Genomic DNA, 19,554 nt, shown 5'->3' on the forward strand with positions numbered 1-19,554 from the left:
CACGAACGGGCGCCGGGCGATCGGTCAGTGCGGTGCCGTCACCGACCGCAGGATCGCCGAGAGGTCCGCGAGCGACTCCTGGGCGCCGAAGAGCTTGTGCACGGCGGTGGTGTTCAGGACGATCTCGTCCACCCCCACCTCTTCGTAGGCCCGGAGCGCCTTGACCACCTGCGGCAGATCGCCGCCCGCGAACGCGCCGGTCTCCACGACACCGCGCGTCACGTCCTCGATCCGCCCCGAACCGACGTCCACACCGGCCCGGCCGAGCATGTCCAGATAGTGCGGGGCCCGCATGTGCGGCGCGTTGCCCGCCAGAGCCAGCCGTTCGGGCGCGGCGCCCTCGCGCCCCTCCTTCTCCAGTCCCACGGGAACCATGGCGACGACCCGGGGCGGTGCCGTCCGTCCCGCCCGCGCCGCGCCCTCGGCCACCGCGGGCAGGATCACGTCCCGCAGATATCCGGGCGGCGTCAGCCAGGTGATCACGACGTCCGCCACCTCGCCCGCCAGCCGGGCCATACCCGGCCGCAGCACGCCCAGGCCCACGTCGACCCTGGGTGCCGCGGCCGGGGCCAGCTGGCCCCGGAAGGTGAAGTGCGGGCCGTCCATGGCGACGGTCTCCCCGTCGAGGAGCCGGCGCACCGCCGTCACGTACTGGCGCGCCACCTGGAGCGGCTTCTCGTACGGCGCTCCGAGGATGTTCTCCTGGAAGGCCCTGGCGCCCGGGCCGAAGCCCGCGATCACCGGTTCCCCGGTGGCCAGGGCCACGGACCGCGCCTGCAGAGCCGCCTCGTACGGGTGGCGCAGCGGCATCAGCGTGACACCGAAGCCGGTCGGGACCCGGAACCCGGCCCCGGCCAGACCGGTGAAGGTCTGGTGGGGCTCCATCACCATGGCCTGTCCCTGCCAGAGGCGGGTCGCCCCGCTCCACCGGACCAGTCCGGCGAAGGGGAGTGCCTGCTCCAGACGGCGGGGCACACAAGGGAGGAGCACGGAGTAGTCGGTCATGGCGTCGGGTTCTCCTGGGTCGTGATGTCGGGCCGGCCGCTGCCGCTGACTACTTCCAGTCGTTGTTGTTCTTCGGCAGCGCGACCGGGCCGGGCAGCAGGTCGCCGATGATCTGGAGCCACGCGCGGGGGTTGATCCCCGGCACGAACGCCGTCCCGTTCCCGTTCCCGCGCTCCGCCGACGCCACGGACGCCGACCCGGTGACCGATGCCGACGCCGCAACCGTCTCCGTCGCCGCGACCGTCTCCGTCGCCGTCCGGCCGCCCGCCGGCTGCTCGGCGGCGAAGGCCGTTCCCTGGCCGGCCAGGGCGATCATCCCCGCGGTCAGCAGGCCGACGACGACGTGTCCACGACGACGGAACGACTGCGTGCTGCGGGACGTGGCGCGGTTCACGGATGTCTCCTCGATGCTCGATGCGGCGTTTTCGTTCTGCGCTGTTCGTGCTTCCTTGCGAGAACGACTCTGCCGTCTGGCGAGGGCCGCCACGAGGTCATTTGCGCGCAGCTTGCTGCACGCGCGGATTCCTCAAGCTGCAGCGACGGCCCTCACACCGCGCCCGCTCGCCGTCACCGAATTGGCTGTGCGATACCAGAACTAAGGGACATATGTTGATAATCCGTCATTGACAGTCGAGTGCGGGCGTTCAAGGATTCCAGGGACCGCATGTGTGATCGATCATCAACAGGGGGAGACACATGGGCAATCCGCTTGCTTTCCTGGGCGTGAACGAGGAAGAGGAACGGCTGTACCGCGCCCTCCTGAGACGCGGCTCGTCCTCGCCCGCGTCCGGCGCCCAGGAGTCCGGTCCGGACTCGCACCCGCCGTTCGAGGAATCGGCTCTGGACCGGCTGGTGGCGTTGGGGATCGCCACCCGGAACACCCAGGGCGCGGTCCGCCCGGTCCCTCCGCCCCGGGCCGTGGACACGTTGATCGACGGCCGGCTGCGCCGCCTGCGGGAGGAGCTGGAGAGCGAGGCCACGCGGCACTCGGTCATCGAGTCCCTGTTCCTGGAGCGCCTGACCGCCCCCTCCTCGCCCCGCGCGGACGCCGCCGACGGCGGCCAGATGATCACGCAGCTGCACGGGATCGAAGCGGTCCGGGAAGCCATCGACGAGCTGACCTTCTTCGCCCGGACCGAGGACCTGACCACGGAGCCGACCGGCATCCTGACCGAGGAGTCGATCGCCGTCTCGCACCCGATCAACATGCGGTTGCTGCGCCGCGGCGTGCGGATGCGCATGATCATGGGGTCCGCGATCATGCAGGACGACACCACTCTCACCTATATGCGCGAGCTGGTCTCGCACGGTGCCGAGGTGCGGATCTCCCACCACCCCATCGAACGCGTGATCATCGTCGACCGGTCGGCCGCGCTGACCCCCATCAACCCCGCGGCCACCTCGGTGGGGGCGCTGCTGGTGCGTGAACCCGGACTGGTGGCCACGCTGGTCACGCTCTTCGAGCGCATGTGGGAGGCCGCGGAGGAACTCCCCGGCGAGGACGCGGACATGCCGTCCGACATCGAACGCGAGATCCTCGCCATGCTCAGGGAAGCCGACAAGGACGAGACCGCGGCGCGCCGCCTCGGGGTGTCCGTACGCACCTACCGCAAGCACCTGGCCACGATCATGCGCCGCCTCGGCGCCGCGAACCGGGTGGAGGCCGCGCTGCTCGCTCACGAGAAGGGCTGGCTGAGCTGAAAAATGCCGGGCTGAAAAGCCGGGCTGAAAAAGCAGACGGCGCGCACAGCACGTACCTGCTCGTACGCGCCGACGCGCCGTGGAGGCCCGCTCGGGGCCCTACTCCTCGTCTTCGGGCTTCTCCGCTTCGTTGATCTCCTCCTCGAGACCGAGCTGCTCGATGAGCCACTTGTCGAACTCGATCGCGGCGCGCACCCAGCTGACGGTCGAGGAGACGAAGTGCTCCAGGCTGACACCCATGCCGATCAGCATCTGGGCCTCGCCGATCAGGCGGACCGTGCCGTCGTCGTGGGTGTGGCTGTAGACCTTGGGCCACAGGGTACGGCGGTTCCAGTCGTCGATGGACTCCAGGATCTGCGGCTTCTGCTCGATCTCATGGGGCCGGTCGTAGAACGTCCGCACGGAGAAGACCTGCTGGTCTCCCTCACCCCGGAACATGAAGTAGGTGCGGAACTGCTCCCACGGCGCCGCGAGGTCTCCCTCGTCGTCGACGACGTACTTGAGCTCCATCTGGTCGAGGAGCTGCTTCACGAGGTCCTGATCCGGGACGACGGGGCCGGCCGGGCCGCCGGGCTGCGGCTCGGGCTGGCCCCCGAAGTTCGGAATCGAGGACGGGTCGATGGTCACCGTGAATTTCCCTTCGTACGGATTCCGCCATCCTCCCCCATGCGGGGAGGGGGGTGGCAAGCCCCGACAGACCCTGTCAGCCCTCGGCTGACACGATCCGGTCAACTGCAACCTCCGGGTACCCCGAACCGTCCTCCTGAGCAGCCGACGGAGGGGGCGATGGCCATGCGGGCACAGGACAGAGGTCATACCCGGTGGGGGCTGGTCCTGCCGTTCATCGCGGTGCCGGTGCTGGTCCTCGGGTTCCTGATCGTCGGCCTCTTCACCTGGGCCCTGACCGACAGGGACGATCCACGCGCGGGCGGCCCGGCGAAGGCGGCCTGCGCCGAGGTGCTGCTGTTCGGCGGTGCCCGGATGCCCGCGAACACCCAGGCGGACCAGTGCGCCGTGCAGCGCGGCATCGACACCGCGTACACAGCGGTGCTGCGGATGCCGCGCGAGGACGTGCGCGGCTGGCTGAGCGAGACGTACCCGGACGCCCCGCGGGTCCGCACGGACGGCTCCTGCGGGGCGCTGTGCCTCGACGTGACCCACGAGGACGGCCTCCCCGGCACGGCCGAGGCGCACGTGGTCCAGGTGAGGGTGGACTACGAGGACGCCGAGACCGCGTCGGTGCGGTTCTCGGCGTTCACGACGTGACCCTCCCGATGTGACCTTCTAGAGCGTCTTGCCCGTCGCCGGCCCCACGATCAAGCCCTCCTCGAAGCGGTCCACCCGGACCGTGTCGCCGTCCTTGATCTCGCCGGAGAGGATCTCCTTGGCCAGGCGGTCACCGATGGCGGACTGGACGAGGCGGCGCAGCGGCCGGGCGCCGTACGCCGGGTCCATGCCCTCCTCGGCGAGCCAGGCCAGGGCCCCGGGCGTGATGTCCAGGGTGAGGCGCCGCTCGGCGAGGCGCTTGGCCAGGCGCTCCAGCTGGAGCTTCGCGATGCGCTCCAGCTCGGGCTTGGTCAGCGCGGCGAAGACGACCAGGTCGTCCAGGCGGTTGAGGAACTCCGGCTTGAAGGAGGTCCGCACCACCTCGAGGACCTGCTCCTTCTTCTCTTCGTCACTGGTGATCGGGTCGACCAGGAACTGGCTGCCCAGGTTCGACGTCAGCACGAGGATCGTGTTGCGGAAGTCGACCGTGCGGCCCTGGCCGTCCGTCAGCCGCCCGTCGTCCAGCACCTGGAGCAGGATGTCGAAGACCTCGGGGTGGGCCTTCTCCACCTCGTCCAGCAGGACGACGGAGTACGGGCGGCGGCGCACCGCCTCGGTGAGCTGGCCGCCCTCCTCGTAGCCGACGTATCCGGGCGGGGCGCCGACGAGGCGGGCCACGCTGTGCTTCTCGCTGTACTCCGACATGTCGATGCGGACCATGGCCCGCTCGTCGTCGAAGAGGAAGTCGGCGAGGGCCTTGGCCAGTTCGGTCTTGCCCACGCCCGTCGGGCCGAGGAAGAGGAACGAGCCGGTGGGCCGGTCGGGGTCGGCGATGCCCGCGCGGGAGCGCCGGACGGCGTCGGACACCGCCCGCACCGCCTCGGTCTGCCCGATGAGGCGCTTGCCGAGCTCGTCCTCCATGCGCAGCAGCTTCTGCGTCTCGCCCTCCAGCAGGCGCCCGGCCGGGATACCGGTCCAGGAGGCGACGACGTCGGCGATGTCGTCGGAGCCGACCTCCTCCTTGACCATGGTGTCCTTGGCGACCTCTTCCTCGGCCTCGGAGGCGGCCTCCAGCTCCTTCTCCAGGGCCGGGATCTCGCCGTAGAGCAGCTTGGAGGCGGTGTCGAAGTCGCCGTCGCGCTGGGCGCGTTCGGCCTGGCCGCGCACCTCGTCGAGGCGTTCCTTCAGCTCACCGACGCGGTTGAGGGACTGCTTCTCCTTCTCCCAGCGGGCGGTGAGGCCGCGCAACTCCTCCTCCTTGTCGGCGAGGTCGCGCCGCAGCTTGTCCAGACGCTCACGGGAGGCCGCGTCGGTCTCCTTGCCGATCGCCAGCTCCTCCATCTTCAACCGGTCGACGGCACGCTGGAGTTCGTCGATCTCGACGGGGGACGAGTCGATCTCCATACGGAGGCGGGAGGCCGCCTCGTCGACGAGGTCGATGGCCTTGTCGGGCAGGAAGCGGGAGGTGATGTACCGGTCGGAGAGCGACGCGGCGGCGACCAGCGCGCTGTCCGCGATCTGCACCTTGTGGTGGGCCTCGTAGCGGCCCTTGAGCCCGCGCAGGATCGCGATCGAGTCCTCGACGGTCGGCTCGGCGACCAGCACCTGCTGGAAGCGGCGCTCCAGTGCGGGGTCCTTCTCGATCCGCTCCCGGTACTCGTCCAGCGTGGTGGCACCCACCATGCGCAGCTCACCGCGCGCCAGCATCGGCTTCAGCATGTTGCCGGCGTCCATGGCGGAGTCGCCGCCCGCTCCGGCCCCGACGACGGTGTGCAGCTCGTCGATGAAGGTGATGATCTGCCCGTCGGAGTCCTTGATCTCGGCCAGGACGGTCTTCAGCCGCTCCTCGAACTCGCCCCGGTACTTCGCCCCGGCGACCATCGCGCCCAGGTCGAGCGCGACGAGCCGCTTGTCCTTCAGCGACTCGGGCACATCGCCCTTCACGATCCGCTGGGCGAGTCCCTCGACGACGGCGGTCTTGCCGACGCCGGGCTCGCCGATCAGCACGGGGTTGTTCTTCGTCCTGCGGCTGAGTACCTGCACGACCCGCCGGATCTCCTGGTCCCGCCCGATGACGGGGTCGAGCTTGCCCTCCCGGGCGGCGGCGGTGAAGTCGGTGCCGAACTTCTCCAGGGCCTTGTACTGCCCCTCGGGGTCGGCCGTGGTCACCCGGCGCTGCCCCCGCGTCTTCTGGAAGGCGGCCTGCAGCTTCTTGGCGTCGGCGCCCTGCTGGGCCAGCACCTCGCCGGCCGCGCCGCCCTTCGCGGCGATGCCGATGAGCAGGTGCTCGGTCGACAGGTACTCGTCGCCGAGCTCCTTGGCGCGGGCCTGCGCGTCGGCGACGACGGCGAGCATCTCGCGGTTGGGCTGGGGCGGCGCCACGGTGGACCCGGTGACGCTGGGCAGACCGGCGAGTACGCGCTCGGCTCCGGCCCGTACGGCCGCCTGGTCGGTGTCGACCGCCGCGAGCAGATCGGTGATGTTCTCGTTGTCCTGGCCCTGGAGCAGCGAGAGCAGCAGGTGGGCGGGGGTGAGGTCGGGGTGCCCCTCGGTCACGGCACGGTTGCTGGCCGCGTTGATCGCGTCCCGGCTCCGGTTGGTCAGCTCGGCGTCCACGTTCGCGTTCTCCTCCTCCTTGCACTGACCCGATCAGCGCACCGACTCACTGCGCTGACTCCATCAGCGTACATAAAGTTGAGTCTATTCCACTCAAGGGCGGATCCGGGAGTACGCGAGCGGCTATGTTCCGGGGCATGGCCACCAAGTACTCCGTCGATCCGGGTGCCCCCGACCAGCCGTACCTCGCCTTCTGGCGGGAACGGTACGTCTGCACCCTGACGACTCCCCGCCCGGACGGCACTCCGCACGTGGTACCCGTCGGTGTCACATACGATCCCGAGGCCCGTCTGGCTCGGGTGATCACGAACAAGGCGAGCGCCAAGGCGCGCCATGTGCTGGCCGCCGGGGAGCGGGGGGCGGCCGTCGCGGTCTGCCAGATGGAGGGCAAGCGGTGGGCCACGCTGGAGGGCCGGGCCTTCGTCCACGCCGAGCCCGACCGGGTCGCGGAGGCGGAACGCCGCTACGCGGAGCGCTACGGCCGGACCCCGTCGCCCAACCCGGCGCGCGTGGTGATCGAGATCGAGCTGACGCGCGCGATGGGGCGAGGGTGAACGAGGTGGGGCGAAGTGAAAATCCACACCGGTGATCGATTGCTTCCGGCCACCGCGTGACCAGGTCGACTCCAGGTCGATTCCAGGAAATGTCCCCCAAAAACTGCAGCGGCGTCACCGTGTTCAGGTCACGGTGACGCCGCTGCGGGGGGAAGCACCTGAGCGATCTGTTACGACGGGGGAATCGCGTCAGGCACTGCGGGGGGTGGCAGAGATGGTCCTCGGGGCAGGAGACTCGGCGTCCACCTGCTCGTGGTCCCTTTGGTCCAGGTTCACAAAGATCATTCCGTACCGTACGGCACATCGCACGGGCTGCGGCGCCCCCCGAGGCCGCCGCAGACACCGGTAAGCCCGTACGTCCTCGTCCTCGTCCCGCGTGACGACCACCGGCTCGCCGAACACGGTCACCATCAACGAGTCACCACTGTGGGGGATGGCGGTGACCAGGTCGATGAAGTGCCAGCCGGAGCGGTAGGCGGTGGCCATCTCTCTGCGGAAGGAGCGGTCGTCGGGTGGAGTGGTCACGGTCAGCTCCCGGAGTCCGCTGCCCCGGAACTCGGCCAACTGCTGTTGCTCGCGCCGTTGGTGTTCACGGCGACAGACGGCCAGCTGCTGTTCGCCCGAACATCGTCCTTCGCATCGGAGAAGCCACTCAGGGTGCCGAGGGCCACAACGGCGGAGAAGGCGGCGACAAGCACCGAGCGAAGCATTCTGTTACGCATAGTCGGCTTCGTCCTCACTTGAAGGTCCCCTTTTCCCCCGTCAGGTACGACGATGGCTTATTCGGGCACGTCATGGCCACACAATCGATGCATCATGTTCCTGCATGTTCAGGACCCTGGGGGGTGGAGATTTGACAGCGAATCGGACTAAGGCGACACATCCCCATGCGATGACCGAGTGGTGCGAGGAGGGCGGCCGTCTGTATGCCGCCGCACTGCGCTCCGGACGCATCGCTCGCGCGGATGCGGAGCCCGCCCCCTGTCTGGTGGAGTTCGCCCTGCTTCATCCGGATCCGGACGACCCGAACTGGCTGCGGCCGGTGCCCCCGGCGGTCGCCCTGTCCCGGCAGCTCAACCCGCTGGAGCAGGAGATAGCCGACCGCCGTCGCCTGGCAACCGGGCTCGCGGAGACCTTTCAGCCGTTCATGGCCCTGGGTACCCAGCTCGCCGCCACCAGTGACGCCATCACTGTGCTCGAAGGCGGCGAACGTATCAACGCCGCGCTCAACATGGCCACCGTCCAGTGCCAGGCGGAGATGCTCACCGTCCAGCCGAGCGACCGGATGTCCGAACGCAGCCTGCTGCGCGGGCTGGAGCGGGACAGGCCGCTGATCGAACGCGGTGTGCGCATCCGCACCCTGTACCAGCACACCGCGCACTACAACCCCGAGCAGCTGGCCTACGCCGCCCAGCTCTCCGATGGCAAGGCGGAGTACCGCACCATCGACGAACTCGTCGAGCGCCTGATCATCTGCGACGAGTCGGTCGCCTTCATCCCCGCCCGCGACGACCAGCAGGTCGCCCTGGAGCTGCGCCACCCCGGCCTGGTCCGCTACCTCATCAAGCTCTTCGAGTACCTGTGGGACCGCTCGGTGCCGCTGAGCACGGGCACCCCGTACGAGAACGCCCGCGGCGGCATCACGGACATCCAGTACTCCATAGCCAAGCTGCTGGTCGAGGGCCACGTCGACGAGGCCATCGCCCGCCGGCTGGGCATGAACGTACGCACCTGCCGCGCTCACATAGCCAAGCTGGCCTCGGCCCTGGGCAGCGGCAGCCGCGCCCAACTCGGGTACCTCATCGCGCAGTCGGGGATCCTGCGGCAGGACCACTGAGAAGGAGGAAGCCCCGGCCCGGACTTCTCATCGGACGCTCGGGGATTCCTGACCGGGAACCCTGAGGGACGCGGCGGAGCGCGGCGGACCGTCGAGTCCCGCCTGGGCGATGCGGACCCCCAGCTGCGTGCGGCTGGCCGCGCCCAGCGTCTCCGACAGCCGTGCGATGTGCGCCCGGCACGTCCGGACGCTTATCCCCAGCCGCTCCGCGATCACCGCGTCCTGGTGGCCCTCCGCCAGCAGCGCCGCGATGGACTGTTCCCGGTGGGAGATGCCCTCGATGCCCGTGTCGGGGAGCGGGGCGGTCAGCGGGATGGCGAGGCGCCACAGCCGCTCGAAGACCGTGACCAGATACTCGACGATCGCCGGGTGCCGCAGCTCCAGGGCCATCGTGCGGTCGGTGTTGGCGGGGACGAAGGCCACCGTCCGGTCGAAGAGGATCAGCCGGTCGATCACCTCGTCGAGCGTGCGGGCCTCCACGGTGTCGCCCATCAGCTCCAGATACGTGAGCAGCCCCTGCCCGTGCCGGGCGACATGCGTGTACAGGTCCCGCATCCGCACTCCGCGGCCGCGCAGCGCCATCGCCCGGTGCAGGCCCTCGGAGAGTTCCGCCTCGCGCCGGATGCCGCCTGGCTGGACCGTGAGCACCTCGGTCGTGCACGCCTCGGTCGCCTCGTCCATCGCGGCCTGGATCCGGGCGAGTCCGTCCAGCACCCGGATCGCCGAGCCCTCCCCCGCCGACGGGGCCGGCCGCACCTGGCGGCCCAGACCCGCGTACCACTCGACGGCCTCCACCGCCGAACCCACCCGCCGCTGACTGGCACTGACCTCGTCGTGCATCCCGCGCAGCAGCCGGGTCATGACCTCCTGCGGTGAGGTCGGCACCAGCCAGTCCATGTCGTCGGGGTCCGGGTGCAGCAGGGCGAGTTCCAGCAGACAGGGCACCGGTTCGGCATCCCCGCGCGGCACGCGGCCCCGCCGTACGGCCCGGGAATACACGCGATCCCCGGCCTCGCACAGTCGGTCAGCACCGTGTGGATGCCCGTCCGTCCCGTGCCCGGCCATCGCCCATCCCACCCCCGGTTCGCCGTCTTCCGCAGCGCAACTATGCGCGGACGGGACCTGCTCCGCAACACGGCTCCCCACGCCGCGACCACCGGAAACCACCGGTACCTACCGGTTTCACCACGGGGGGAAGCGGGCCACAGTCGGAATCGGCCCGTCACAGGGGGACTTCAGGAGGGATCGCTTCAGGACAGGGTCACTTCAGGCCGATCGCCCGGCACGCCGTCTCGTACTTGCTCGTGCAGATGTCCGACAGCTTGTAGATGTCGTCCGCGACCACCGTGTCCTTGATGTTCCCCTTCGTGAGCGCGACCACGGGCACCAGCTGGGCGGGAATGGCCTTGTGGGTGGGGCTGTCGACCTTGTCGCGGGTGAGGGCGGCGAACTGGATGTCCCGGCCCTGGACCTTGGCCACGGCCATCTCGGCCGCGTTCTCGGCCTCCTGCGGGTACGACTTGTACACGCTCATGTACTGCTCGCCCGCGATGATCCGCTGCACCGCCTGGAGCTCCGCGTCCTGCCCGGTGATCGGCGGCAGGTCGGTCACACCCGCGGCCTCCAGCGCCTTGACGATGCCGCCGGCCATGCCGTCGTTGGCGGAGTAGACGGCGGCGATGTCGTCCTTGCCGATGGCCCGGATCGCCTCGGCCATGTTGGCCTCGGCGTTCTCGGGCTTCCAGTCCTTGGTGTCGAAGGACTGCGCGATCGTCACCTTGCCGTTCAGCTCGGACATCGCACCCGCCTTGAACTGCTTGGCGTTCGGGTCGGTCGACGAGCCGTTCATCATGACGATCTTGTCGGAGAGGCTCGCGTCCTCGCCGATGGCCTCCAGCAGGGTGCGCCCCTGGACCTCGCCGACCAGTTCGTTGTCGAAGGAGATGTAGGCGTCGATGGGCCCCTCGGCCAGCCGGTCGTAGGCGATGACCGGGATGCCGGCCTCCTTGGCCTTCTTGACGCCGCTCGCGATGGCCTGCGAGTCGACCGCGTCCAGCAGGATCACGTCGACCCGGTCGTCGATCATCTTCTGCATCTGGCCCGCCTGCGTGTCGGCGTCCGCCTCGGCGTTGGCGTACTCGACGCGGCCCTTGTTGTTGGTGAGGGACTCGACCTTCGTCTTGATGATCGGGTAGTCGAAGTTCTCGTACCGGGTGTTCGCCTTCTCCGGGAGCAGCAGGCCCACCGTGATGTCGTCGCCCTTGGCCGGGCTCGCCGCGTCACTGCTCCCCGTCGCGTTGAGCGCGCCGCATCCGGCGAGCGTGACAGACATCGCGGCCGCGGCCACGGATATGGAGATACGACGACGCATGTCGGGAGCTCACTTCACGTGTGATTCGGACGTGGGCACAGCTTTGTGGCCCATGTGACTGAAAAGCCAACGCGGACGCGGCCCCCAGCGTCAAGCGAAACCACTTAACGAGATGACAACACCACGCTCCGCAGTGGTTGTGAAGACTCTGCGGAATCACCTCCAGGCGATCCGCATGGTCTGATCATTGAAAGGAGAGCCGGGAAACCGGCCCAAGGCACGCGAAAGGGGCCGGGAGTTGCCTCCCGGCCCCTTCCACAGACTGTGGACAGGCGGTCAGTCCGACTGCTGCTGCCGCTTCGGCCGCCACACCACCAGCGCGCTGCTCTGCTGGACCTCCTGGTACGGCACCAGGTCCCGGCGGTACGACGCGTGCACCGCGGCCTCGCGCTGGCGCATCGCCGCCGCCGCGCCCTCAAGGGCGTTCTCCAGTTCGGCCGCACGGGCCTGGAGGGCTGCGACCTGGTTCTCCAGTTCGATGATGCGCTTGATACCGGCCAGGTTGATTCCCTCGTCCTGCGACAACTGCTGGACGGTGCGCAGCAGTTGGATGTCGCGGGCCGAGTAGCGCCGGCCCCGGCCGGCGGTGCGGTCGGGGGACACCAGGCCCAGACGGTCGTACTGGCGCAGGGTCTGGGGGTGCAGGCCGGACAGCTGGGCCGCCACCGAGATGACGTAGACCGGGGTCTCCTCGGTCAGTTCATACGGATTGCGCCGACGACCGTCCATCTGACTCATGCTCCCTTCGCGGCCTGGAACAGATCCGCCCGCGGATCCTCACCCGAAGTCGCCTCGCGATACGCCTCGAGTGCGTCACGAGCCTTCCCCGTCAGGTCCGTCGGAACACTCACCTCGACGGTGACCAGAAGGTCCCCGCGGGTGCCGTCCTTGCGGACCGCGCCCTTGCCCCGGGCGCGCATGGTGCGGCCGCCCGGCGTACCCGGCGGCAGCTTCAGCGTGACGGGCGGGCCGCCCAGCGTCGGCACCCGGACCTCGCCGCCGAGGGCGGCCTCGGCGAAGGTCACCGGGACGGTGACGGTGAGGTTGTCGTCCTTGCGGCCGAACACCGGGTGGGAGTCGACGTGCACGACCACGTACAGGTCGCCCGCCGGGCCGCCCCGCTCACCGGGCGCGCCCTTGCCGCGCAGCCGGATCCGCTGGCCGTCGCTGACGCCCGCGGGGATGCGCACCTGCATGGTCCGCGAGGACTTGGCCCGGCCGCTGCCCTTGCAGACCTCGCAGGCGTGCTCCGCGATCAGGCCGCGGCCCTTGCAGTCGGGGCAGGGGTCGGTCAGGGAGAACCCGCCGCCGCTGCCCCGGGCGACCTGTCCGGTGCCGACGCAGGTCGGGCACACGCGCGGCGTGCCGTTCTTGTCGCCGGTGCCCGAGCAGGCCTTGCAGGGTGACTGCGAGGACATCCGGAGCGGGACCGTCGCGCCCTCGATCGCCTCGGTGAAGCTGAGCGTGACCTCGGACTCGATGTCCTGGCCGCGCCGGGGGTGCGTGCGCGTCCCCGCACCGCCCGCTCCGCCGCGGTTGAACAGGCCCCCGAAGACGTCACCGATCCCGCCGCCGAAGCCGCCGGCTCCCTGTCCCCCGCCCTGGGCGCCGCCTCCGAAGAGGTCGCCCAGGTCGAAGTTGAAGGAACCGCCGCTCCCGCCGGCACCCGGCCGGAAGCCGCCGTTGCCGAAGAGGGCGCGTGCCTCGTCGTACTCCTTGCGCTTCTTGGGGTCGCCGAGAATGTCGTTGGCCTCGGAGATCTCCTTGAAGCGCTCCTCCGCCTTGACGTTTCCCTTGTTGGCGTCCGGGTGGTTCTCGCGGGCGAGCTTCCGGTACGCCTTCTTGATCTCGGCCTCGGTGGCGTCCTTGGGGACGCCGAGGACCTTGTAGTAGTCCTTCTCGATGAAGTCCTTGGTGCTCATCCTCGACGCCCCTCCTTCCTGTCGTCCGATATGACGTCAGCCCTCGTCCGGGCCACCGTTCTCCTTGTCGTCGGCGTCGGCGGACTCGTCCGCCTTGACCGTCTGCGCCCCCGGCTGGGGTTCGGCCACCGCCACCCGCGCGGGGCGGATGGTGCGCTCGCCGATCCGGTACCCGGGCTGCAGAATCGCCACGCACGTCGTCTCGGTGACGTCGGGTGCGTAGCTGTGCATCAGGGCTTCGTGGATCGTCGGGTCGAAGGGCTCGCCCTCCTTGCCGAACTGCTGCAGGCCCATCTTCGCCGCGGTGCTCTCCAGCGACTCGGCGACGGACTTGAAGCCGCCGACCAGTTCGCCGTGCTCCCGCGCGCGGCCGATGTCGTCGAGCACGGGCAGGAGCTCGGTCAGGAGGTTCGCGATGGCGATCTCCTTGACCGCGATCCGGTCGCGCTCGACCCGGCGGCGGTAGTTCTGGAACTCGGCCTGGAGGCGCTGGAGGTCGCCCGTGCGCTCGTTGAGCGCCGTGCGGGCCTGGTCCAGCTGGGCCACCAGGGCCACGTCCTGTCCCGTGTCCCCGGCCGGGGCCGCCGCCTCCTCGGAGGGGGCGGCCTTCGGCTCGGCGTCATCGGAGGTGGCGCCGGAAGGGACGTCGGGCTGCTGCTCGTCGAAGCCCGGGGTCTCCTCCGTCACGCGGCACCGTCCTTCCGGTCCTCGTCGACGATCTCGGCGTCGACGACGTCGTCGTCAGCGGCCTTGGCGCCACCGTCGGCGGCACCCTCGGGCCCGCCGGCGGCCTGCGCGGCGTTGGCGTCCGCGTACATGGCAGAGCCGAGCTTCTGCGAGACGGCCGCGACCTTCTCGGTGGCGGTGCGGATCTCGGCCGAGTCCTCGCCCTTGAGCTTCTCCTTCAGCTCGGCGACGGCTTCCTCGACCTCGGTCTTGATCTCGCCCGGGACCTTGTCCTCGTTGTCCTTGAGGAACTTCTCGGTCTGGTAGACGAGCTGCTCGCCCTGGTTGCGGGACTCGGCGGCCTCGCGGCGCTTGTGGTCCTCCTCCGCGTACTGCTCGGCCTCCTGGCGCATGCGGTCGACCTCGTCCTTCGGCAGCGAGGAGCCGCCGGTGACGGTCATCTTCTGCTCCTTGCCGGTGCCGAGGTCCTTCGCCGTGACGTGCATGATGCCGTTGGCGTCGATGTCGAAGGACACCTCGATCTGCGGGACGCCGCGGGGCGCCGGGGGCAGACCGGTCAGCTCGAACATCCCGAGCTTCTTGTTGTACGCCGCGATCTCGCGCTCGCCCTGGTAGACCTGGATCTGCACGGAGGGCTGGTTGTCCTCGGCGGTGGTGAAGATCTCGGACCGCTTGGTCGGGATCGTCGTGTTCCGCTCGATGAGCTTGGTCATGATGCCGCCCTTGGTCTCGATACCGAGGGACAGCGGGGTGACGTCGAGGAGCAGGACGTCCTTGACCTCGCCCTTGAGGACACCGGCCTGCAGGGCGGCGCCGATGGCGACGACCTCGTCCGGGTTGACGCCCTTGTTGGCGTCCTTGCCGCCGGTCAGGTCCTTGACCAGCTCGGCGACGGCGGGCATACGCGTGGAGCCACCGACGAGAACGACGTGGTCGATCTCGGAGAGGTTGATCCCGGCGTCCTTGATGACGTTGTGGAACGGCGTCTTGCAGCGCTCCAGCAGGTCCGCGGTCAGCTGCTGGAACTGGGCGCGGGTGAGCTTCTCGTCGAGGTGCAGGGGGCCCTCGGCGGAGGCGGTGATGTAGGGCAGGTTGATCGAGGTCTCGGTGGACGAGGACAGCTCGATCTTCGCCTTCTCGGCGGCCTCGCGCAGACGCTGCAGGGCCATCTTGTCCTTGCCCAGGTCCACGCCGTGGCCGGACTGGAACTGCTGGACCAGGTAGTCGACGATGCGCTGGTCCCAGTCGTCACCACCGAGGTGGTTGTCACCGTTGGTGGCCTTCACCTCGACGACGCCGTCGCCGATCTCCAGCAGCGAGACGTCGAACGTACCGCCACCGAGGTCGAAGACCAGGATGGTCTGGTCGTCCTTGTCGAGGCCGTACGCCAGGGCGGCGGCGGTCGGCTCGTTGACGATGCGCAGCACGTTGAGGCCCGCGATCTCGCCGGCCTCCTTCGTGGCCTGACGCTCGGAGTCGTTGAAGTACGCCGGGACGGTGATGACCGCGTCGGTCACCTTCTCGCCCAGGTAGGACTCGGCGTCCCGCTTCAGCTTCTGGAGCACGAAGGCGCTGATCTGCTGCGGGTTGAAGGGCTTCCCGTCGAGCTCGATCTTCCAGTCCGTGCCCATGTGGCGCTTGACGGAGCGGATGGTCCGGTCCACGTTCGTGACCGCCTGGCGCTTGGCCACCTCTCCGACGAGCACTTCACCGTTCTTGGCGAAGGCGACGACGGACGGCGTGGTCCTGGCGCCCTCTGCGTTGGTGATGACGGTGGGCTCGCCGCCCTCCAGAACGCTGACGACGGAGTTAGTCGTGCCCAGGTCGATGCCGACCGCACGTGCCATGGTTGATTCCTCCAGCTGACTTGAGTGGAACGGACTCAAGTGTGCACGACGGCCCCCGACCGGTCAACAGACGTGAGTCGACCGGACTCAACTCTTATCCGTTCCTTACACGCAACGGCGCCCTGACCTGCGGCGACATCTCACGCCGAGGAGCCTTGGGACCTCGGGAGGGGTACACCGAGACGCGTGACACAGCGAGGACGACGACCAGCGCCGTCCCCGCCACCCACCACAAGGCGTCGTCGCCGACCCAGCCGGCGTGCGCGAGTACCCCGACCGCCACCCCCGCCAACGCCCCGGCGCCCAGCAGCAGACTCGCCGCCGGCGCGGTCAGCCCGAGCCGCCGCAGCCGGTGCGCGAGATGGTCGGGGCCGCTGCGCAGAACGGCCCGCCCGGCCATCCGCCGCGACAGCAGCACCAGCCCGGCGTCGGCGCACACCAGGGCGGTCAGCGCGAACAGCACCCCCGCGCTCTCCCCGAGCCCGGACCCGGCCCGCGCGTACACCGCCCCCAGCGCGATCACGAACCCCGCGGGCATGGCCCCGCACGCCCCGAGCCCGACCCGGGCCGGATGCCAGTTGTGCATGAGGAACCCGGTCAGCGCGGCGGCCAGCACGCTCATCAGCACGGCGATCCCGTCCATCACCTCGACCGCCGCGCAGACCCCCACCCCGAAGGCGGTCACGACCCCCACGGCCCCGGCGACCCCGTCGGCGTGATCGACCCCCCGGAACCCCAGGGCCATCCCCGCGACCCACACGACGGCCAGCAGCCCGGTCCCCACCCCCGTCTCCTCGTACGGCACGACGCACGCGGCCGCCACACCCGTCCCGGCGAACAGCACCCGCCGCCGCAGCCGCCACACGTCGTCGACCAGCCCGAGCAGGGCCACCACGCCCCCGGCGACGAGGAGTTCCCGCACTTCGCCCCCGACCGGCACGCCCTCCACCCAGCCGTATGCGCACACCACCCCACCGGTGACCGCGACGACGGCCACACCCCCGGACAGCGGCACCTCCCGCTGCCGCCGCCGGTCGACCAGCCGCGACCAGCGGGCGGGGGCGCGCAGGAGGGCGGCGAGCAGGGCGGTGAGCAGGAGAGCGATGGCGGCGGCAGCGATCCCGTAGAGCACGGATCTAAAGTAGGCGGGACTATGACAATTCGGTACGACTAACACGACGGAATACGTGACCGGATTCCGGCCGGATTCCAGCCGAGCCCCGGCTGGATCCGTACGAGTTCTGAGGCAACCCTCAGCGATTCAGATCACCCCCCACCCGGCTACAGTGCGGCGGAGGATAGGGGTAGTCTCAGACGGACTGCATAAGTTACCGCTTAGTAATTTCGGGAACCCTCTGAAACGGAGAGGGTCCCGACAGAAACCCCTCGCAGGCCCGAGGAGCCCCCATGCAACTCGCCGCGATCATCGTGTCGCTGGTTCTGACCGTGGTCGGCGTCGCGCTGCTCGCACGCGCGATCGGCCAGTTCGTCCGGTATTTCAAGCTGGGCCAGCCGGTCCCCGCCGGTACCCGGACCGACAACCCCTACCAGCGCAGCGTGACCCTGGTGAAGGAGTTCCTCGGCCACACGCGCATGAACCGGTGGGGCATCGTCGGTGTCGCCCACTGGTTCGTCGCCGTCGGCTTCCTGACCCTGCCGCCGACCCTCGCCCAGGCCTTCGGCCAGCTCTTCCAGGCCGACTGGGTGCTGCCGGTCATCGGCACCTTCCTGCCGTTCGAGCTGTACATCGAGTTCATCGGCGTGATGACGATCCTGGGCATCGCGGTGCTCATCGCGATCCGCCTGCTGAACCTGCCGAGCCGCCCGGGCCGCAAGTCCCGCTTCGCCGGCTCCAAGGCCGGCCAGGCGTACTTCGTCGAGTACGTCATCCTCACCATCGGCCTGGCGATCTACGTGCTGCGGGGCCTGGAGGGCGCACTCCACCACGTGGACCACTACGAGGCGTCGTACTTCGCGTCGTACCCGCTGGTTCTGGCCTTCAAGGGACTGAGCGTGAGCGCGCTCCAGAACCTGGTCTACTTCGTCGCGATGATCAAGATCGGCACGTCGTTCGTGTGGATGATCGTCGTCTCGCTCAACACCAACATGGGTGTGGCCTGGCACCGCTTCCTCGCCTTCCCGAACATCTGGTTCAAGCGCGAGGCGAGCGGCGGCACGGCGCTGGGCGCCCTGCAGCCGATGACGTCCGGCGGCAAGCCGATCGACTTCACCGACCCGGGCGACGACGACGTCTTCGGCGTCTCCCAGGTCGAGCAGTACTCGTGGAAGGGCCTGCTGGACTTCTCCACCTGCACCGAGTGCGGCCGCTGCCAGTCGCAGTGCCCCGCCTGGAACACGGGCAAGCCCCTCTCCCCCAAGCTGCTGATCATGTCCCTGCGGGACCACGCGCACGCCAAGGCGCCGTACCTGCTGGCCGGCGGCGGCAAGACGATGGAGGGCGAGGAGAAGGCGTCGGAGGAGCAGCTGGCCGGTGTGCCCGCCGCGGCGCTCGCGGAAGCCGAGCGTCCTCTCGTGGGGTCGCTGGAGGAGAACGGCGTCATCGACCCGGACGTCCTGTGGTCCTGCACCACCTGCGGTGCCTGCGTGGAGCAGTGCCCGGTGGACATCGAGCACGTCGACCACATCGTCGACATGCGCCGCTACCAGGTGATGATCGAGTCGTCCTTCCCGTCCGAGGCGGGCACGATGCTCAAGAACCTGGAGAAGAAGGGCAACCCCTGGGGCCTGGCGAAGAAGCAGCGCCTGGAGTGGCTGAAGGAGCTGGACTTCGAGGTCCCGGTCGTCGGCAAGGACATCGAGGACCTGTCCGAGGTCGAGTACCTGTACTGGGTCGGCTGCGCGGGCGCTCTCGAGGACCGCGCCAAGAAGACGACGAAGGCCTTCGCCGAGCTGCTGAACATCGCGGGCGTCAAGTTCGCCATCATGGGCGGCGACGAGAAGTGCACGGGTGACTCCGCCCGCCGCCTGGGCAACGAGCCGCTGTTCCAGGAACTGGGCATGGAGAACGTCATGGCGCTGAACATGGCGTTCGGCGAGGAGATGGACGACGAGGGCAAGGTGACGCCCGAGTCGGCGAAGCCGAAGTCCGCGAAGAAGATCGTCGCGACCTGCCCGCACTGCCTCAACACGCTCGGCAACGAGTACCCGCAGCTCGGCGGCGACTACGAGGTCATCCACCACACCCAGCTGCTCCAGCACCTCGTCGACGAGGGCAAGCTGATCCCGGTCACGCCGGTCGAGGGCATCATCACGTACCACGACCCGTGCTACCTGGGCCGCCACAACAAGATCTACACGCCCCCGCGCGAGATCATCGCCAGCGTCCCCGGCATCCGCAACGAGGAGATGCACCGCCACAAGGAGCGCGGCTTCTGCTGCGGTGCCGGTGGTGCCCGGATGTGGATGGAAGAGCGCATCGGCAAGCGCATCAACAACGAGCGCGTCGACGAGGCCCTCTCCCTGAACCCCGACATCGTCTCCACGGCCTGCCCGTTCTGCCTCGTCATGCTGACCGACTCGGTCAACGGCAAGAAGAACGACGGCAAGGCCAAGGAGTCCATCACCGTCGTGGACGTGGCCCAGCTCCTGCTGGACTCCGTCAAGACGCCGGTCCCGGCGGAGGCCTCCGACGGCGACGACGACAACGACGACGACGGCGAGCCGCCGGCGGGCACGGCGGACTCGGAGAGCGCGCCGGAGCCGGAGCCGGTGAAGTAACCGTCGTCCG

Annotated in this window: 18 protein-coding genes; 5 read left to right on the plus strand and 13 right to left on the minus strand. The window is 69.3% G+C overall.

Features of this window, described 5'->3' with window-relative positions:
* Window positions 1–24 precede the first annotated feature (24 nt).
* On the minus strand, window positions 25–1,005 hold the full coding sequence (locus ACFZBT_RS12630) for an LLM class flavin-dependent oxidoreductase (RefSeq protein WP_391101923.1): 981 nt from the start codon (window positions 1,003–1,005) through the stop codon (window positions 25–27).
* A 49-nt stretch (window positions 1,006–1,054) separates the two neighbouring features.
* Window positions 1,055–1,399, minus strand: coding sequence for a hypothetical protein (locus ACFZBT_RS12635; protein WP_391101926.1), 345 nt, complete (start codon window positions 1,397–1,399; stop codon window positions 1,055–1,057).
* 302 nt (window positions 1,400–1,701) lie between these two features.
* On the opposite strand from ACFZBT_RS12635, the gene ACFZBT_RS12640 reads away from it, so the two are divergent.
* Window positions 1,702–2,706: a LuxR C-terminal-related transcriptional regulator gene (locus tag ACFZBT_RS12640; protein WP_391101928.1), complete on the plus strand. Its 1,005-nt coding sequence runs from the start codon at window positions 1,702–1,704 to the stop codon at window positions 2,704–2,706.
* A 99-nt stretch (window positions 2,707–2,805) separates the two neighbouring features.
* On the opposite strand, the gene ACFZBT_RS12645 is transcribed toward ACFZBT_RS12640, so the two are convergent.
* Window positions 2,806–3,333 carry a YbjN domain-containing protein gene (locus tag ACFZBT_RS12645; RefSeq protein ID WP_391101930.1) on the minus strand — a complete coding sequence of 176 codons (528 nt, stop codon included), beginning with the start codon at window positions 3,331–3,333 and terminating at the stop codon, window positions 2,806–2,808.
* Window positions 3,334–3,492: 159 nt separating this feature from the next.
* Here ACFZBT_RS12645 and ACFZBT_RS12650 point away from each other — a divergent pair, with 159 nt between their 5' ends.
* On the plus strand, window positions 3,493–3,972 hold the full coding sequence (locus ACFZBT_RS12650) for a hypothetical protein (RefSeq protein ID WP_391101933.1): 480 nt from the start codon (window positions 3,493–3,495) through the stop codon (window positions 3,970–3,972).
* 18 nt (window positions 3,973–3,990) lie between these two features.
* Here ACFZBT_RS12650 and clpB read toward each other — a convergent pair whose 3' ends face one another.
* Window positions 3,991–6,588 carry an ATP-dependent chaperone ClpB gene (gene clpB / locus ACFZBT_RS12655; RefSeq protein WP_391101936.1) on the minus strand — a complete coding sequence of 866 codons (2,598 nt, stop codon included), beginning with the start codon at window positions 6,586–6,588 and terminating at the stop codon, window positions 3,991–3,993.
* Window positions 6,589–6,725: 137 nt separating this feature from the next.
* Between clpB and ACFZBT_RS12660 the strand changes: the two genes are divergently transcribed.
* Window positions 6,726–7,142: a TIGR03618 family F420-dependent PPOX class oxidoreductase gene (locus tag ACFZBT_RS12660; RefSeq protein WP_391101938.1), complete on the plus strand. Its 417-nt coding sequence runs from the start codon at window positions 6,726–6,728 to the stop codon at window positions 7,140–7,142.
* A gap of 189 nt (window positions 7,143–7,331) precedes the next feature.
* Here ACFZBT_RS12660 and ACFZBT_RS12665 read toward each other — a convergent pair whose 3' ends face one another.
* Both ACFZBT_RS12665 and ACFZBT_RS12670 read right to left on the minus strand, forming a co-directional pair.
* Window positions 7,332–7,667: a hypothetical protein gene (locus ACFZBT_RS12665; protein ID WP_184594372.1), complete on the minus strand. Its 336-nt coding sequence runs from the start codon at window positions 7,665–7,667 to the stop codon at window positions 7,332–7,334.
* Window positions 7,668–7,669: 2 nt separating this feature from the next.
* Complete coding sequence (locus ACFZBT_RS12670; protein WP_391102329.1) at window positions 7,670–7,852, minus strand: hypothetical protein; 183 nt, start codon at window positions 7,850–7,852, stop codon at window positions 7,670–7,672.
* Window positions 7,853–8,034: 182 nt separating this feature from the next.
* Between ACFZBT_RS12670 and ACFZBT_RS12675 the strand changes: the two genes are divergently transcribed.
* The gene (locus tag ACFZBT_RS12675) at window positions 8,035–8,979 is read left to right on the plus strand and encodes a helix-turn-helix transcriptional regulator (RefSeq protein ID WP_391101940.1); all 945 of its coding nucleotides are present in this window, start codon (window positions 8,035–8,037) and stop codon (window positions 8,977–8,979) included.
* 27 nt (window positions 8,980–9,006) lie between these two features.
* Here the strand turns inward: ACFZBT_RS12675 and ACFZBT_RS12680 are convergent, their stop codons facing one another.
* The 7 genes from ACFZBT_RS12680 to ACFZBT_RS12710 all read right to left on the minus strand — a co-directional run bounded on the left by ACFZBT_RS12680 (window position 9,007) and on the right by ACFZBT_RS12710 (window position 16,938).
* Window positions 9,007–10,044, minus strand: a complete 1,038-nt coding sequence (locus ACFZBT_RS12680; RefSeq protein ID WP_391101942.1) for a LuxR C-terminal-related transcriptional regulator — start codon at window positions 10,042–10,044, stop codon at window positions 9,007–9,009.
* A 196-nt stretch (window positions 10,045–10,240) separates the two neighbouring features.
* Complete coding sequence (locus ACFZBT_RS12685) at window positions 10,241–11,350, minus strand: substrate-binding domain-containing protein (protein WP_391101945.1); 1,110 nt, start codon at window positions 11,348–11,350, stop codon at window positions 10,241–10,243.
* A gap of 276 nt (window positions 11,351–11,626) precedes the next feature.
* Window positions 11,627–12,079 (minus strand): heat shock protein transcriptional repressor HspR, encoded by a 453-nt coding sequence (locus tag ACFZBT_RS12690; protein WP_391101948.1) that lies wholly within the window; start codon window positions 12,077–12,079, stop codon window positions 11,627–11,629.
* A gap of 5 nt (window positions 12,080–12,084) precedes the next feature.
* Window positions 12,085–13,272, minus strand: a complete 1,188-nt coding sequence (gene dnaJ, locus ACFZBT_RS12695) for a molecular chaperone DnaJ (protein WP_391101951.1) — start codon at window positions 13,270–13,272, stop codon at window positions 12,085–12,087.
* 36 nt (window positions 13,273–13,308) lie between these two features.
* Window positions 13,309–13,959: a nucleotide exchange factor GrpE gene (grpE, locus tag ACFZBT_RS12700; RefSeq protein ID WP_391101954.1), complete on the minus strand. Its 651-nt coding sequence runs from the start codon at window positions 13,957–13,959 to the stop codon at window positions 13,309–13,311.
* Window positions 13,956–15,806 (minus strand): molecular chaperone DnaK, encoded by a 1,851-nt coding sequence (gene dnaK / locus ACFZBT_RS12705; RefSeq protein WP_391101957.1) that lies wholly within the window; start codon window positions 15,804–15,806, stop codon window positions 13,956–13,958. Before dnaK ends, grpE begins: the two co-directional genes overlap by 4 nt.
* 94 nt (window positions 15,807–15,900) lie before the next feature.
* A complete protein-coding gene (locus ACFZBT_RS12710; RefSeq protein WP_391101959.1) occupies window positions 15,901–16,938 on the minus strand; it encodes an MraY family glycosyltransferase in 1,038 nt (345 codons plus the stop codon).
* Between the two features lie 275 nt (window positions 16,939–17,213).
* Here ACFZBT_RS12710 and ACFZBT_RS12715 point away from each other — a divergent pair, with 275 nt between their 5' ends.
* Window positions 17,214–19,544, plus strand: coding sequence for a heterodisulfide reductase-related iron-sulfur binding cluster (locus ACFZBT_RS12715; protein WP_391101962.1), 2,331 nt, complete (start codon window positions 17,214–17,216; stop codon window positions 19,542–19,544).
* Window positions 19,545–19,554 lie beyond the last annotated feature (10 nt).

It is taken from the genome of Streptomyces sp. NPDC008137, from assembly GCF_042957035.1.
Taxonomy (GTDB): Bacteria; Actinomycetota; Actinomycetes; order Streptomycetales; family Streptomycetaceae; genus Streptomyces.

Coding starts and splice junctions, on each gene's coding strand:
- ACFZBT_RS12685 (WP_391101945.1), bottom strand. CDS start 11,350: ATGCGTCGTCGTATCTCCATATCCGTGGCCGCGGCCGCGATGTCTGTC.
- ACFZBT_RS12650 (WP_391101933.1), top strand. CDS start 3,493: ATGGCCATGCGGGCACAGGACAGAGGTCATACCCGGTGGGGGCTGGTC.
- dnaJ (WP_391101951.1), bottom strand. CDS start 13,272: ATGAGCACCAAGGACTTCATCGAGAAGGACTACTACAAGGTCCTCGGC.
- ACFZBT_RS12640 (WP_391101928.1), top strand. CDS start 1,702: ATGGGCAATCCGCTTGCTTTCCTGGGCGTGAACGAGGAAGAGGAACGG.
- ACFZBT_RS12675 (WP_391101940.1), top strand. CDS start 8,035: ATGACCGAGTGGTGCGAGGAGGGCGGCCGTCTGTATGCCGCCGCACTG.
- ACFZBT_RS12690 (WP_391101948.1), bottom strand. CDS start 12,079: ATGGACGGTCGTCGGCGCAATCCGTATGAACTGACCGAGGAGACCCCG.
- ACFZBT_RS12660 (WP_391101938.1), top strand. CDS start 6,726: ATGGCCACCAAGTACTCCGTCGATCCGGGTGCCCCCGACCAGCCGTAC.
- dnaK (WP_391101957.1), bottom strand. CDS start 15,806: ATGGCACGTGCGGTCGGCATCGACCTGGGCACGACTAACTCCGTCGTC.
- ACFZBT_RS12680 (WP_391101942.1), bottom strand. CDS start 10,044: ATGGCCGGGCACGGGACGGACGGGCATCCACACGGTGCTGACCGACTG.
- ACFZBT_RS12630 (WP_391101923.1), bottom strand. CDS start 1,005: ATGACCGACTACTCCGTGCTCCTCCCTTGTGTGCCCCGCCGTCTGGAG.
- ACFZBT_RS12670 (WP_391102329.1), bottom strand. CDS start 7,852: ATGCTTCGCTCGGTGCTTGTCGCCGCCTTCTCCGCCGTTGTGGCCCTC.
- ACFZBT_RS12715 (WP_391101962.1), top strand. CDS start 17,214: ATGCAACTCGCCGCGATCATCGTGTCGCTGGTTCTGACCGTGGTCGGC.